11 protein-coding genes and 1 pseudogene are annotated in these 13,509 nt (G+C 69.1%); 11 read left to right on the forward strand and 1 reads right to left on the reverse strand.

Translation table 11 applies throughout. The annotated features are described in order from the left end of the window. From CEP50_RS14850 to CEP50_RS14875, 6 genes and pseudogenes are all read left to right on the forward strand, one after another. Window positions 1-651 (forward strand): annotated as a pseudogene (locus CEP50_RS14850) (DAK2 domain-containing protein); the annotation flags it as partial. Window positions 652-832: 181 nt separating this feature from the next. Further along, complete coding sequence (gene recG, locus CEP50_RS14855; protein ID WP_106114587.1) at window positions 833-3,040, forward strand: ATP-dependent DNA helicase RecG; 2,208 nt, start codon at window positions 833-835, stop codon at window positions 3,038-3,040. 329 nt (window positions 3,041-3,369) lie between these two features. After that, window positions 3,370-6,747, forward strand: coding sequence for a pyruvate carboxylase (locus tag CEP50_RS14860; protein WP_106114557.1), 3,378 nt, complete (start codon window positions 3,370-3,372; stop codon window positions 6,745-6,747). 128 nt (window positions 6,748-6,875) lie between these two features. Then, window positions 6,876-7,439 carry a 16S rRNA (guanine(966)-N(2))-methyltransferase RsmD gene (rsmD, locus tag CEP50_RS14865; RefSeq protein ID WP_106114588.1) on the forward strand — a complete coding sequence of 188 codons (564 nt, stop codon included), beginning with the start codon at window positions 6,876-6,878 and terminating at the stop codon, window positions 7,437-7,439. 99 nt (window positions 7,440-7,538) lie between these two features. Continuing rightward, complete coding sequence (coaD, locus tag CEP50_RS14870) at window positions 7,539-8,024, forward strand: pantetheine-phosphate adenylyltransferase (protein WP_026449135.1); 486 nt, start codon at window positions 7,539-7,541, stop codon at window positions 8,022-8,024. A 147-nt stretch (window positions 8,025-8,171) separates the two neighbouring features. After that, window positions 8,172-8,603: a ribonuclease domain-containing protein gene (locus tag CEP50_RS14875; protein ID WP_106114558.1), complete on the forward strand. Its 432-nt coding sequence runs from the start codon at window positions 8,172-8,174 to the stop codon at window positions 8,601-8,603. 40 nt (window positions 8,604-8,643) lie between these two features. Here the strand turns inward: CEP50_RS14875 and CEP50_RS14880 are convergent, their stop codons facing one another. Next, complete coding sequence (locus tag CEP50_RS14880; protein ID WP_106114559.1) at window positions 8,644-9,684, reverse strand: NAD-binding protein; 1,041 nt, start codon at window positions 9,682-9,684, stop codon at window positions 8,644-8,646. Window positions 9,685-9,980: 296 nt separating this feature from the next. Here CEP50_RS14880 and CEP50_RS14885 point away from each other — a divergent pair, with 296 nt between their 5' ends. The 5 genes from CEP50_RS14885 to mutM all read left to right on the forward strand — a co-directional run bounded on the left by CEP50_RS14885 (window position 9,981) and on the right by mutM (window position 13,464). Then, window positions 9,981-10,736 (forward strand): DivIVA domain-containing protein, encoded by a 756-nt coding sequence (locus CEP50_RS14885; protein WP_106114560.1) that lies wholly within the window; start codon window positions 9,981-9,983, stop codon window positions 10,734-10,736. Window positions 10,737-11,003: 267 nt separating this feature from the next. Further along, window positions 11,004-11,531 (forward strand): YceD family protein, encoded by a 528-nt coding sequence (locus CEP50_RS14890; RefSeq protein ID WP_106114561.1) that lies wholly within the window; start codon window positions 11,004-11,006, stop codon window positions 11,529-11,531. 2 nt (window positions 11,532-11,533) lie between these two features. Further along, window positions 11,534-11,716 (forward strand): 50S ribosomal protein L32, encoded by a 183-nt coding sequence (rpmF, locus tag CEP50_RS14895; RefSeq protein ID WP_084792115.1) that lies wholly within the window; start codon window positions 11,534-11,536, stop codon window positions 11,714-11,716. 11 nt (window positions 11,717-11,727) lie between these two features. Continuing rightward, window positions 11,728-12,492, forward strand: coding sequence for a ribonuclease III (rnc, locus tag CEP50_RS14900; protein ID WP_106114562.1), 765 nt, complete (start codon window positions 11,728-11,730; stop codon window positions 12,490-12,492). A gap of 57 nt (window positions 12,493-12,549) precedes the next feature. Continuing rightward, window positions 12,550-13,464, forward strand: a complete 915-nt coding sequence (mutM, locus tag CEP50_RS14905) for a bifunctional DNA-formamidopyrimidine glycosylase/DNA-(apurinic or apyrimidinic site) lyase (RefSeq protein ID WP_106114563.1) — start codon at window positions 12,550-12,552, stop codon at window positions 13,462-13,464. Window positions 13,465-13,509 lie beyond the last annotated feature (45 nt).

Genomic DNA, 13,509 nt, shown 5'->3' on the forward strand with positions numbered 1-13,509 from the left:
GTGCTGGCCCTGGCCCGGGGGGAACGGTTGGGAGAGCTGTTCCGCTCGGAGGGGGCCAGAGTGCTCACCTTCGGTGAGCGCGAGATCCCGGACACCAGGGAGATCCTGGAGGCGGTTCTGGAAACGGGGCGTGAACAGGTACTGCTGCTGCCGAACGAGGAGCGCCTGCTGGAGCCGGCGGAGAACGCGGCCGCCGCCGCGGTGCGCGCGGGAATCGACACCGTCGTGATCCCCACCTCGGCGCCGGTGCAGGGGCTGGCCGCCCTGGCCGTGCACGACCCGGAGCGACGTACCGCCGAGGACACCGTGGCCCTGGCGGAGGCGGCGGCTGCCACGCGGCACGGGGAACTCGTGGTGGCCGACCGGGAGGCGCTCACCTGGGCGGGGCGCTGTCGTGCCGGGGACCTGCTCGGCATGATCGACGGGGAGGTGGTGCTGATCGGTGACGACCGGGAGAGCGCAGCCCGCGAGCTGCTCGACCGCATGTTGGCCGCGGGCGGTGAACTGGTGACGGTGCTGGTCCCGAAGGGGGCTCCGCCGTCCCTGCCGGAGGGGCTGGCGCACCACCTGCGTCGCACCCGTCCCGAGGTGGAACTGAGCTGCTACTCCTGCGGGGAGTCCGCCGGCGAACTGATGCTGGGGGTGGAGTGACCGGCGGTGCCGCCCGGGAGAGCACCGGCTTCCCGCCGGAGGGGTTGTCGGACCGTTCGGATAGCTTGACGCACCGTCGCGGAGGTCGGGCGAGCCGTGTGCCCGTACCCTCCTTCGACGGCGGAGACGGTTCGGACGACAGGGCGGCATCCGTGCCGACACGGGCACGACTGGTGACATGATGATCGGCTGGGACAGCGAACTCGACAGGGTGTTGGGGGCCAAGACGGCCAAGGCACTCGACGGTGCGTTCGGCATCTCCACCGTCGGTGACCTGCTGCGGCACTATCCCCGGCGCTACGCCGAACGGGGCGAGCTCACCCCGATCGGCGGGCTGGAGATCGGCGAGCACGCCACGGTCCTGGCGCGGGTGGAGCGTGTCGACAAGCGCAGGATGCGTTCCCGGAGGGGAACGATCCTGCAGGCCCGCATCACCGACGGCACCCGTTCCCTGTCGTGCACGTTCTTCAACCAGGCCTGGCGGGAACGCGAGCTGTCCCCCGGCAGGAGGGGGATGTTCGCGGGCAAGGTGACCGCCTACCGGGGGGAGCTGCAACTGGCGCACCCCGAGTACCAGCTGTTCTCCGAGGACGAGGACTCCGACGAGCAGGGGGCCGCCCGGGACTTCGCCGGGGCACTGATCCCCGTGTATCCGGCTGCCCAGGGGATTCCGTCGTGGTCGGTGGGGCGCTGTGTCGCCCAGGTGCTGGACGGTTGGGAGGGGGTGCGCGATCCGTTGCCGGAGTCGTTGCGCCAGCGTGTCGGGCTGGTCTCCCTGGAGGAGGCGCTGCGTCTGGTCCACCGGCCCGACAACCTCACCCAGGTGAACCAGGCCCGTCGTCGACTGAAGTGGGACGAGGCCTTCGGAGTGCAGCTCGCCCTGGCCCAGTCCCGGCAGCGGCAGGGAACGCGTCCGGCTCCCTCCTGCCCGCGCCGTGGCGGCGGGGTGGCGGAGGCCTTCGAGGCCGAGCTGCCCTTCACCCTGACCGAGGGGCAGCGTGAGGTGGGGGAGCGGATCGCGGAGGATCTGTCCGGAGAGCGTCCGATGAACCGGCTGGTGCAGGGTGAGGTCGGTTCGGGCAAGACCGTCGTCGCGCTCCGCGCGATGTTGCAGGTGGTCGATGCGGGCCGCCAAGCTGTGATGCTGGCTCCCACCGAGGTGTTGGCGGCCCAGCACGCCAGGTCGCTGCGTGAGTTGCTGGGCCGTTTCGGCCGCGCGGGAGAGCTCGGTGCCGCCGAGCAGGCCACACGGGTCCGCCTGCTGACGGGATCCCTGCCCGCCGCCCGGCGCAAACAGGCCCTGTTGGACGCGGCGTCCGGCGCGGCGGGGATCGTGGTCGGCACGCACGCGCTCCTGCAGGACGGGGTCTCCTTCGCCGAGCTGGGCTTGGTCGTGGTCGACGAGCAGCACAGGTTCGGTGTCGAACAGCGGGACGCGCTGCGGGAGCGGGCGGGGGAACGGAGTTGTCCCCATCTGCTGGTGATGACCGCCACCCCCATACCCCGTACGGTGGCGATGACCGTTTTCGGTGATCTGCGCACCTCCGCGTTGCGCGAACTGCCGCGCGGGCGCGCGCCGATCAGCACCACGGTGGTTCCCTCCGCCGAGAAACCCGCCTGGTTGGAACGGGCCTGGCAGCGGGTTCGTGAGGAGGTCGCCGAGGGGCATCAGGTCTATGTGGTCTGTTCCCGGGTGGGGGACGAGTCGGGGGAGACCTCGTCCACCGAGACGGGAGAACTCCAGGCTGCGCCGGAGCGCGGCGAGAGCGGGCAACGTACGCCGGTGTCGGTGCTGGATCTCGCCGAGTGGTTGCGGCGGGGTCCGCTGGAAGGGCTGCGTCTGGGTGTGCTGCACGGCAGGCTTCCTTCCGAGGACAAGGACGCGGTCATGCGGCGTTTCGCGGACGGGGAGACCGACGTGCTGGTGGCCACCACGGTGGTGGAGGTCGGTGTGGACGTGCCGAACGCCACGATGATGGTGATCATGGACGCGGACCGTTTCGGAATGAGCCAGCTGCACCAGCTTCGCGGGCGTGTCGGACGTGGCGACTCACCGGGTCTGTGCCTGTTGGTCAGTGCGGCGATGCCGCAGAGCCCGGCCCGGAACCGACTCGACGCCGTCGCGTCCACAACGGACGGTTTCGAGCTGGCACGGCTCGATCTGCAGCAGCGCCGCGAGGGAGACGTGCTCGGCGCGGCACAGTCCGGCAGAAGGTCCACGCTGCGGATGCTCTCGCTGGTGCACGACGAGGAACTGATCGCCACTGCCAGGGCCGAGGCCGAGGAGTTCGTCGAGCCGGATCCCGAGCTGCGGGATCACCCCGGGCTGGCCGCGATGGTCACCGAGCTGGTGGACGAGGACCGGGCGGACTTCCTGGAGAAGGCCTGACGTTCCGGTAGCTCCGTCCGGTCGCCGGTCCTCGGTCGGACGGAACGACGCGAGGTGTGTGACTCTGGTCACTGTTCGAGTGGATCGATTGAGTTCTCGACCCCCCGCGAACAACTCGCCGAGGGAAGAAAGATCCGAATGATGCATATATTGTGAATTTTTGTCTTATTTCTTTTGGTTGAGCCTTGAAGGGTTCCGGTGAACCGCCAGGTCACGCGCATCTTTTTCGTGGATCATGATTTCCGTCACGCGGGAGGTGCTCCCGAAAGGGAGAATTTTCGGGGTATTGTTCGCAGGCGATCCGACACCTGCCCCAGGAGGTAGCCGGCATGTTCCGCAAGGTCCTCGTCGCCAACCGTGGCGAGATCGCGATCCGGGCGTTCCGCGCCGGATACGAGCTCGGCGCGAAAACCGTCGCCGTGTTCCCCCACGAGGATCGCAACTCGCTGCACCGGCTGAAGGCGGACGAATCCTACGAGATCGGCGAAGCCGGACATCCGGTGCGCGCCTACCTGTCCGTCGAGGAGATCATCCGGGCCGCCCGGACCGCGGGGGTCGACGCGATCTATCCCGGCTACGGTTTCCTGTCCGAGAACCCCGACCTGGCCGAGGCCTGCCAGCGGGAGGGCATCACCTTCATCGGCCCGCCGCACGAGATCCTCCAACTCACCGGGAACAAGGCCAGCGCGGTGCAGGCGGCGCGCGAGGCGGGCGTTCCCGTGCTGGAGTCCTCGGCCCCCTCGGCCGACATCGACACGCTGATGACGACCGCCGAGGAGATGACCTTCCCCGTGTTCGTCAAGGCCGTGGCCGGCGGCGGTGGACGTGGGATGCGCAGGGTGAACGAATTCGAGTCCCTGCGGGAGGCGCTGGAGGCGGCGATGCGCGAGGCCGAGTCGGCCTTCGGGGATCCGACCGTCTTCCTGGAACAGGCCGTGGTCAACCCTCGACACATCGAGGTCCAGATCCTGGCCGACTCGGCGGGCAACGTGGTGCACCTCTACGAGAGGGACTGCTCACTGCAGCGCCGCCACCAGAAAGTCATCGAGATCGCCCCCGCCCCCAACCTGGATCCGCAACTGCGGGAACGGATCTGCGCCGACGCCGTGGCCTTCGCCGAACAGATCGGTTACGTCAACGCCGGAACCGTGGAGTTCCTCGTCGACGAGCACGGACGTCACGTGTTCATCGAGATGAACCCGAGGATCCAGGTGGAACACACCGTGACCGAGGAGGTCACCGACGCCGACCTGGTCCAGGCGCAGCTGCGCGTCGCGGCGGGGCAGACCCTCGAGGACCTGGGCATGTCCCAGTCCAACATCGGTCTGCGCGGCGCCGCGCTGCAGTGCCGGATCACCACGGAGGACCCGGCCAACGGTTTCCGCCCCGACACCGGCATGATCAGCGCTTACCGCTCTCCCGGCGGTGCCGGAGTGCGTCTGGACGGGGGGACGTCCTTCGCGGGAACCAGCGTCAGCGCTCACTTCGACTCGATGCTGGTCAAACTCACCTGTCGCGGACGGGACTTCGGAACGGCGGTGGCCCGGGCACGGCGTGCCGTAGCCGAGTTCCGTATCCGGGGAGTGGCCACCAACATCCCCTTCCTGCAGGCCGTGCTGGACGATCCCGACTTCGGCGCGGGAAGGATCACCACCTCGTTCATCGACGAGCGTCCGCAGCTGCTGACCGCGCGGCACTCGGCCGACCGCGGAACCAGGCTGCTGAGCTATCTCGCCGACGTCACGGTCAACCGACCCTACGGGGAACGTCCCGGCACCCCGGAACCCCGGGAGAAGCTGCCGCGTGCCGACCTGGACACCCCACCACCCGCCGGTTCCAAGGAACGACTTGACCAACTCGGCCCGGAGGGCTTCGCCCGCTGGCTGCGGGAGAGGGAGGCGGTCGGGGTCACCGAGACCACCTTCCGGGACGCGCACCAGTCCCTGCTGGCCACCAGGGTGCGGACCAAGGACCTCACCACGGTCGCCCCCTACGTGGCGCGGAACACCCCGGAACTGCTCTCCCTGGAGTGCTGGGGCGGTGCCACCTACGACGTGGCCCTGCGTTTCCTGGCCGAGGACCCCTGGGAACGGCTGGCCGCGCTGCGCGCCGCCGTGCCCAACATCTGCCTGCAGATGCTGCTGCGCGGTCGCAACACGGTCGGCTACACCCCCTACCCGGCCGAGGTGACCGACCATTTCGTGCAGGAGGCCACCGACACCGGCATCGACATCTTCCGTATCTTCGACGCCCTCAACGACGTCGAGCAGATGCGCCCCGCGATCGAGGCGGTACGCAAGACCGGGAAGTCGGTCGCCGAGGTCGCCCTCTGCTACACGGGGGACCTCTCCGATCCCGAGGAGAGCGTGTACACCCTGGACTACTACCTCCGGCTGGCCGAACGGATCGTCGAGGCCGGGGCACACGTACTGGCGATCAAGGACATGGCCGGGCTGCTGCGTCCCCCCGCCGCGGAACGACTCGTCTCCGCGCTGCGCCGGGAGTTCGACCTGCCCGTGCATCTGCACACCCACGACACACCGGGTGGGCAGCTGGCCACCTACCACGCCGCGATCGCCGCGGGGGTGGACGCCGTGGACGGCGCCTCCGCCTCCCTGGCGGGGACCACCTCGCAACCGGCGTTGTCCTCGATCGTGGCCGCCACCGACCACACCGAGCGCGCCACCGGGCTCGACCTGGACGCCGTCTGCGACCTGGAGCCCTACTGGGAGGCGGTGCGCAAGGTCTACCGACCCTTCGAGGCGGGACTGGCCGCTCCCACCGGCCGGGTGTACCGACACGAGATCCCGGGAGGCCAGCTGTCCAATCTGCGGACCCAGGCCGTGGCGCTCGGACTCGGCGACAAGTTCGAGGAGATCGAGGCGATGTACGCCGCCGCCGACCGGATGCTCGGCAGGCTGGTCAAGGTGACCCCCTCCTCCAAGGTGGTCGGAGATCTGGCGCTGCACCTGGTCGGTGCCGGAGTGGACCCGGCCGAGTTCGAGGCCGAACCACACAGGTTCGACATCCCGGACTCGGTCATCGGGTTCCTGCAGGGCGAGCTCGGCGACCCACCCGCGGGATGGCCGGAGCCCTTCCGCAGTCGTGCCCTGCAGGGACGCCCTCAGGGCAGGCAGCTCGTCGAACTCTCCGAGGAGGACCGCAAGGGGCTGGCCACCCAGCGGCGGGAGACGTTGAACCGACTGCTGTTCCCCAAACCGACCAGGGAGTTCACCGAACACCGGCACGCCTACGGCGACACCTCGCTGCTGAGCAGCAAGGACTTCTTCTACGGCCTGCGCCCGGGCGAGGAGTACGCCGTCGACCTGGAACAGGGGGTGCGCCTGCTGATCGGTGTCGAGGCGATCAGCGAGGCCGACGAGCGTGGTGTGCGCACCGTGATGACCGTGTTGAACGGTCAGATGCGCCCGATCCAGGTGCGTGACCGCTCGGTGGCCTCCGAACTGCCCGTGGCGGAGAAGGCGGAGAAGACGAACCCCGCCCACGTGGCCGCTCCGTTCTCCGGTGTGGTCACGCTGTCGGTCACCGAGGGGCAGGAGGTCGACAGCGGCCAGACGGTCGCCTCCATCGAGGCGATGAAGATGGAGGCCGCCATCACCGCCCAGCGCGGCGGCACGGTCAAGCGGGTGGCCATCGGCCCCGTGCAGCAGGTCGAGGGCGGGGACCTGATCATCGAGATCGGCTGAGCGAGGGTACGGCGGGGAGTCGTGGTTGTCGGGCGAGTGCCCGGCAGCCCGGCTTCCTCCGAGCTCGTCGGCCCTTCCGGTGAGCCCCTCCGTTCCCGGACGGGCTCCCCATGGGCGAGGATGGAACCGTGACCAGAATCGTGGCGGGCAGTGCCGGGGGGCGACGCATCGAGGTCCCCCAGCGGGGAACCAGGCCGGTGACCGAACGGGTCCGCGAGGCCCTGTTCAGCGCGTTGGAGTCGATGACGGACCTGTCCGGTGTGCGGGTACTGGACCTGTTCTCCGGATCCGGTGGTTTCGGCTTCGAGGCCCTGTCCCGGGGGGCCGGACACGCCACGTTCGTCGAGTCCGACCGGCGCGCGGCGGCCGTGCTCCGTCGCAACGCCGCCGCTCTCGGCTTCGGGGCCTGGACGGTGGAACAGGTCGCGGTTCGTTCGATGCTGTCCGGAAAACCCCACCAGCCCTACGACCTGGTGTTCGCGGATCCGCCCTTCGCGATGCCCTCGGACGAGCTGGACGAGTGCTGGACGGCTCTGGTGGACAACGGCTGGCTGGAGACGGACGCGCTGGTCATCGTGGAACGGTTCTGGAACACCCCCGAGCCCCGGTGGCCGGAGGGCCTGGAACCGTTGCGCACCAAGCGCTACGGGGACGCGGCGGTGTACTGGGCCGAACACGTGGTGGCGCACTGACCCCGGGCCCCGGGTGCCCGCCGTGGGGGGAGCGTGCTTCCGGTGAATCATGCCACCTCGGCCTGAGCCCGGCCGGTGGGTGCTGTTAGGTTGCCGCTCATGAGGCGTGCCGTTTGTCCAGGCTCTTACGATCCGGTCACCAATGGCCATTTGGACATCATCGAGCGAGCGGCCGGCTTGTTCGACGAGGTCACCGTCGCCGTTCTCGTGAACAAGAGCAAGAAGAGCCTGTTCGACGTCGATGAGCGCATGGAAATGCTGCGTGAGGTCAGCAAACCCTGGCCGAACGTGGTCGTGGACTCCTGGCACGGCCTGTTGGTGGACTACTGCAGGGCCAACGGCATCGGAGCCATCGTGAAGGGCCTGCGCGCCGTCAGCGACTTCGACTACGAGCTGCAGATGGCCCAGATGAACCAGCGGCTCTCCGGTGTGGAGACCCTGTTCATGTCCACGAACCCGCTGTACAGCTTCCTGGCCAGTTCCCTGGTCAAGGAGGTGGCCACCTACGGCGGCGACGTGTCCAACCTGCTTCCGCCCAGGATCGAACAGCGTCTGCGGGACCGGCTGGCCGAGTTGGCCGAGTGAGGCGCTCCGGACGGTGTCCGGAGTTTCCGGTGGCCTCACCTGACCGGGGGAACTCTTCTCGGGGTGTCGTGATCGGACCGTTCCGCGCCATTCCGGTTTCACGGGAAATCCACCCCGTGGTCACGTGGTGGACCTACCGTCCGGGACATGCGTGAGAACACCGTGCGTACCACGAGAATGCTGCTGGCGGCGCTGTTCACCGTTCTCGGGCTGGTGCTGCCCGTCGGGGCGGTCTCCGCCGAGGCACTGCCCACCGCCGCACGTCCCCTCGCCGCCGCGTGCGGGGACACCTCCGGGTTCGACAGGGTGGCCCTGTCCGACCTGCCGCCGGAGGCCACCGACACCGTGCGCCTGATACGGCAGGGCGGTCCCTACCCGTACCCCGAGGACGGAGGGACCTTCCACAACTGGGAGGGCATCCTGCCGGACTGCCCGGACGGCTACTACCGCGAGTACACGGTGGAGACACCGGGACTCGACCACCGCGGTGCGCGCCGTTTCGTGGTCGGAGAGGCGGGCGAGTACTTCTACACCGCTGACCACTACGAGAGTTTCCGACTCACCGACATCCACTCCTGAGGTGGCCGCACCGGTCCCGAGCCGCTGCCCGGGGCCGGTGTCAGCGCCCCTGGACCTCGCGGACCGCCCGGACGAGCTGTTCGGGGGTGACCCGTTGGCCGCAGACGTAGTACAGCGTGCTGCCCGCGGGGATCCGGGTCTCCCAGTCCGGGCTTATCAGCAGTTCCCGCCGCGTACGTACGGCGAGCAGGGTGGCGCTGTGCCGTCTGCCCAGGGCGGTCTGACATGCTCCGTAACTGGCCTGGTCCACCGCCTCCGGCAGCTGACACGAGTAGGTGTTGCCGCCCCCGTGGGTGACCAGTTCGGCGTAGACCTGGGTGATCCCCGGGTCCAGCAGTTCCTCGGTGCTCATGTGGGGGGTGTGCCACTGCACGCACCGGATGTCGCTGTTGACGTAGCGCAGGTGTTCGGCTCTGCTCATGTCACGCAGGGCCACCACCGGGGCCAGGTCCGGATTGAGGTGGTTGACGGCCACGGCGATGGTGAGGGCCTCGTTGTCGTCGTGGGCGTCGACGAGCACGGAACGGGCCCGGTGCAGCCCGGCGCGGCGCAGCACGTCCGCGTTGCTGGTGTCGCCGCGGACGAACTCGACTTCCCGGTCGGGCATCGGGTGTCGTTCCACCTCGGCCCGGGCACACAGCACGACGGGATGGCGTCCGTCGGCGAGCAGTTCGTCGACGATGCGCTCACTGCGGTCCGGGTGGTAGCCGAGTACCACGATGTGCCCGGAGAGGTTCAGGGTGGCGGCCCCGCTCATTCTTCTGCCCTTCGCTTCTTCCAGGGTGGTGGCCAGATGGGTGAACAGCGTGGTCAGTGTCGCGATCCCTCCGACGATCACGTAGACCCCCACCACGTGGCCGCCGGTGGTCACCGGGTAGAAGTCCCCGTAGCCCACCGTCGAGGCGGTCACCAGGAACCACCACCAGTAGTTGGCGGGATGCACGAGCGCGCTGTCGGGAGGTTCGAACAGCGCCATGAGCGGCCAGCTGGTGAGGAACACGAAAGTGATCACCAGCGCCGGTGCGCTCCACGTGTGGAGGTTGACCAGGCGGCGCAACAGCTGGAACAGCACGGTGGGCAACGGACTCTCCCCGGTAAACGGATTCCCGTGTCCCGCACAGTCTCGGGGATGTGGGTGCGCGCCCCGGAACCGGTGGTGGGAAGGTCGCCAGGGTGGTGCCCGCCGCCGGGACACGCGGCGGGCCATATGCGGCGCACCTCGCGTGTCCACGGGCAGACTGGGGAAGGAAGGCCGGGCCGCGGTGATCGGTTCGAAACGCCCGGAACCGGGGTGATCGACGACCGGTGCCGTGTGCTCTGAGAAGCTGAGCGGACCGGGTAATACCCTTCGGGTGAACACAACTGCAGGGAGTCGACGTGTACCGGGTGTTCGAGGCGCTCGACGAGCTCGTCACGATCGTTGAGGAAGCGCGCAGTGTTCCGATGACCTCCGGATGTGTCGTGCCGCGTGGCGACGTGCTGGAGCTGCTCGACGAGGTGCGGGACGCGTACCCCTCCGAGCTCGATGATGCTCAGGACGTGCTCGACCACCGGGACGAGCTGGTCAACAAGGCCAGGACGGAGGCGGACCAGAGCCTGAGCGAGGCGCGTTCGGAGGCGGAGAGGACCTCCTCCGAGGCCCGTGCCGAGGCGGAGAAGATGCTCGCCGACGCTCGGGAGCGGGCCGACGAGATCATCGCGCAGGCCCGTGCGGAGGCGGAGCAGACGATCAACAACGCGCGCCGGGAGTACGAGGAGTACGTCGCCCGGGCGCAGGCCGAGTCCGACCGGATGGTCCAGGCAGGCCGGGCCGCCTACGACCAGTCGATTCACGAGGGACGCTCGGAGCAGGCCCGGTTGGTCTCCGAAACCGAGGTGGTTCAGCAGTCCCAGCGTGAGGCCAAGCGTCTGGTGGACGAGGCCAAGGAGGAGGTCGAGCGTCTGAAGGGCGACTGCGACGCCTATATCGACTCCCGCCTGGCGGACCTCGAGGAGCTGCTGGGGAGGACACTGCGCACCGTCGGCAAGGGCAGGCAGCAGCTGCGTCGTCCGTTGAGCGCCCCGTTCGACTACGAGGAGTGGCAGCCCGGCACGGAGAACGACCCGAACGGGGCGGGGGTCGCGGAGCACTGAGCGTCTCCGGAACTCCCCGCCGTCGGCTTCGTCCCGGCCGTTTCGTCGCGTACCCTGGTGGGGTGTCCCGCCGAGTTCCCGCACGTCGCGGTTCCCGGCACGTGGCGAGGTGCGGAGCGCGGGCACGTTACCGTGTGTTGTCGCCGTGTTCGGCTGGTCGGCCGGTGCCGTCCCGCCGGGCAGGGCCCGTCCATGTGAGATGCCGAGCCGAAACCACAGATGTCTCAGAATCAAGAAGTCGCGCAGCCTTCCAGGGGAAGCCCCTGGGTGATCGACACCCGCGAGTTCGGTCGCAGTCCGGGCAGCAGTCGCAACTACACCCTCAGCCCTCCGGCTCCCGCCGGTTTCGGTCTCGATATGATCCGGGTGTCCGAGGGTGAAACACTCGAACTCGACCTGCTGCTGGAGGCAGTGGTCGAGGGTGTGCTGGTATCCGGTACCGTCAGGGCGAACGCCAGCGGGGAGTGCGCGCGGTGCCTCGACCCCGTCTCCGAGGAGGTCGAGGTCGAGGTGCAGGAGCTGTTCGCCTACCCGGACAGCGCCACCGACACCAGCACCGACGAGGACGAGGTCAGCCGTGTCGTCGAGGACCTGGTCGATCTCGAACCGTTGGTTCGGGACACGGTGCTGCCCTCGTTGCCCGCCGCCCCGTTGTGCTCCCCGGAGTGTCCGGGACTGTGTTCCGGATGCGGTGCCAAGTGGGTCGACCTCGGCCCGGAGCACCGTCATGAGACGATGGACCCTCGTTGGGCCGCTCTGCGCGAGCGGTTCGGAGGGCTCGAGGAGGAGAATTAGACGTGGCTGTCCCCAAGCACAAGGTTTCCCGGTCGAACACCCGCAACCGTCGTTCGCAGTGGAAGGCGACCGCGCCGACACTGGTGAACTGCCCGAACCGGGCCTGCCGTGAGAAGAAGCCGCCGCACGTGGTCTGCCCCTCCTGCGGCCAGTACGGCGGTCGCCAGCTCTCCACCCCTGCCTGATAGGCGTCGCCGTGGGGGAGAAAGAGCAGTTCCGGGACCGCAAGCCGGACCGGTCCTCGCTGGTGGAGGCTCTCGGCGTCGACTTCGACGCCGAGATGCTCACGCTGGCCCTGACCCATCGTTCCTACGCCTACGAGAACGGCGGGCTGGAGCCGAACGAGCGTCTGGAGTTCCTCGGTGACGCCGTGCTCGGGTTGGTCGTGACCGACCGGCTCTACCGGGACCACCCGGACCTTCCGGAGGGGCAGCTCGCCAAGCTCCGGGCGAGTGTGGTCAACATGCACGCCCTGGCGGGCGTCGCTCGTGAGCTGGGGGAGGGCGGACTCGGGCAGTACCTGCTGCTCGGCCGCGGCGAGGAGCTGACCGGTGGACGGGACAAGGCCAGCATCCTGGCGGACTCGCTGGAGGCCGTACTGGGTGCCGTCTACCTGCAGCACGGCCTGGAGACCTCGCGTGCGGTGATCCACCGACTGTTCGACTCCCTGCTCACCGAGGCCCCGACGCTCGGCGCGGGACTCGACTGGAAGACCAGCCTCCAGGAGCTCACCGCCTCCGCCGGGCTCGGAGTTCCGGAGTACCGGGTCGAGGAGCAGGGACCCGACCACCGCAAGGAGTTCAGCGCCTACGCGGTCGTCAACGAGGAGACTCTCGGCCGGGGGGACGGCACTACCAAGAAGGACGCGGAGCAGAAGGCCGCGCGGACGGCCTGGCAGGAGCTCTCGACACGCCTCAACGGCACCGCCGGGGAGAACGGGGACGAGGCCTCCGGGGACTGACCCGCTCCGCCGGACCCCCGGTTCCTGCGATCGTGGGACGTGTCCGAAGATGGTTCGGTGCCCGAACTACCCGAGGTCGAGGTAATCCGTAGCGGTCTCACCGCCCATGTGTGCGGCCGCACTCTGTCCCGTGTCGAGGTGCTGCATCCGCGTGCCGTGCGCCGGCACCCGGAGGGAGCCGAGCACTTCGCCGCCGAGCTGGACGGTCGCTCGGTGCTGGACGTCCGCAGGCGTGGGAAGTACCTGTGGTTCGACCTGGCCGACGAGCCGAGCACGGGGGCCGACCACCGTGGGCGGCCTGGTTCCCGCGCACGGCGGGCGGTGCTCGCGCATCTCGGTATGAGCGGCCAGCTGCTGGTGCAGCCCCGTGGGAGCACGGACGAGCGCCATCTGCGGGTCAGGTTCGAGTTCGCCGACGGCGGTCCGGAACTTCGTTTCGTCGACCAACGTACTTTCGGGGGACTGAGTCTGGTCGATCTCCTCGGAGCCTCCGAGCCGCCGGTGCCCGAGCCCATCGGCCACATCGCGGCGGACCCCCTGGAACCGGTGTTCGACCGGGACGGCGTGGTCGAGCTCGTGCGCTCCCGCAGAACCGGGATCAAACGGGCGTTGCTGGACCAGACGTTGGTCTCCGGGATCGGGAACATCTACGCGGACGAGGCGCTCTGGCGGGCGCGGCTGCACTGGGCCCAGCCGACCTCGACGTTGTCGCGGGAAAGCGGCCGGGCCCTGCTGGACGCCGTGGGTGAGGTGATGAGCGAGGCGCTCCGCGCCGGTGGCACCTCCTTCGACTCCCTGTACGTGAACGTCAACGGCCGTTCGGGGTACTTCAGTCGTTCCCTGGCGGTGTACGGGCGGGAGAACGAGCCCTGTCGGCGCTGCGGCACGGCGGTACGCAGGGACGTCTTCATGAAGCGTTCGTCCTACACCTGTCCGCGTTGCCAGCCGCTTCCCGCCGAACCGCACTGGTGAGACGGGCGGGCGCCCCGGTCGGGTGGTTTCCCGCCCCTCCGGGGC

Origin of the sequence: Actinopolyspora mortivallis, assembly GCF_003001495.1 — a bacterium.
GTDB lineage: Bacteria > Actinomycetota > Actinomycetes > Mycobacteriales > Pseudonocardiaceae > Actinopolyspora > Actinopolyspora mortivallis_A.

Bases quoted from the DNA above. Each gene is read 5' to 3' on its own strand.
- CEP50_RS14875 (WP_106114558.1), top strand. From the start codon at position 8,172: ATGCGTGAGAACACCGTGCGTACCACGAGAATGCTGCTGGCGGCGCTG.
- CEP50_RS14860 (WP_106114557.1), top strand. From the start codon at position 3,370: ATGTTCCGCAAGGTCCTCGTCGCCAACCGTGGCGAGATCGCGATCCGG.
- recG (WP_106114587.1), top strand. From the start codon at position 833: ATGATCGGCTGGGACAGCGAACTCGACAGGGTGTTGGGGGCCAAGACG.
- coaD (WP_026449135.1), top strand. From the start codon at position 7,539: ATGAGGCGTGCCGTTTGTCCAGGCTCTTACGATCCGGTCACCAATGGC.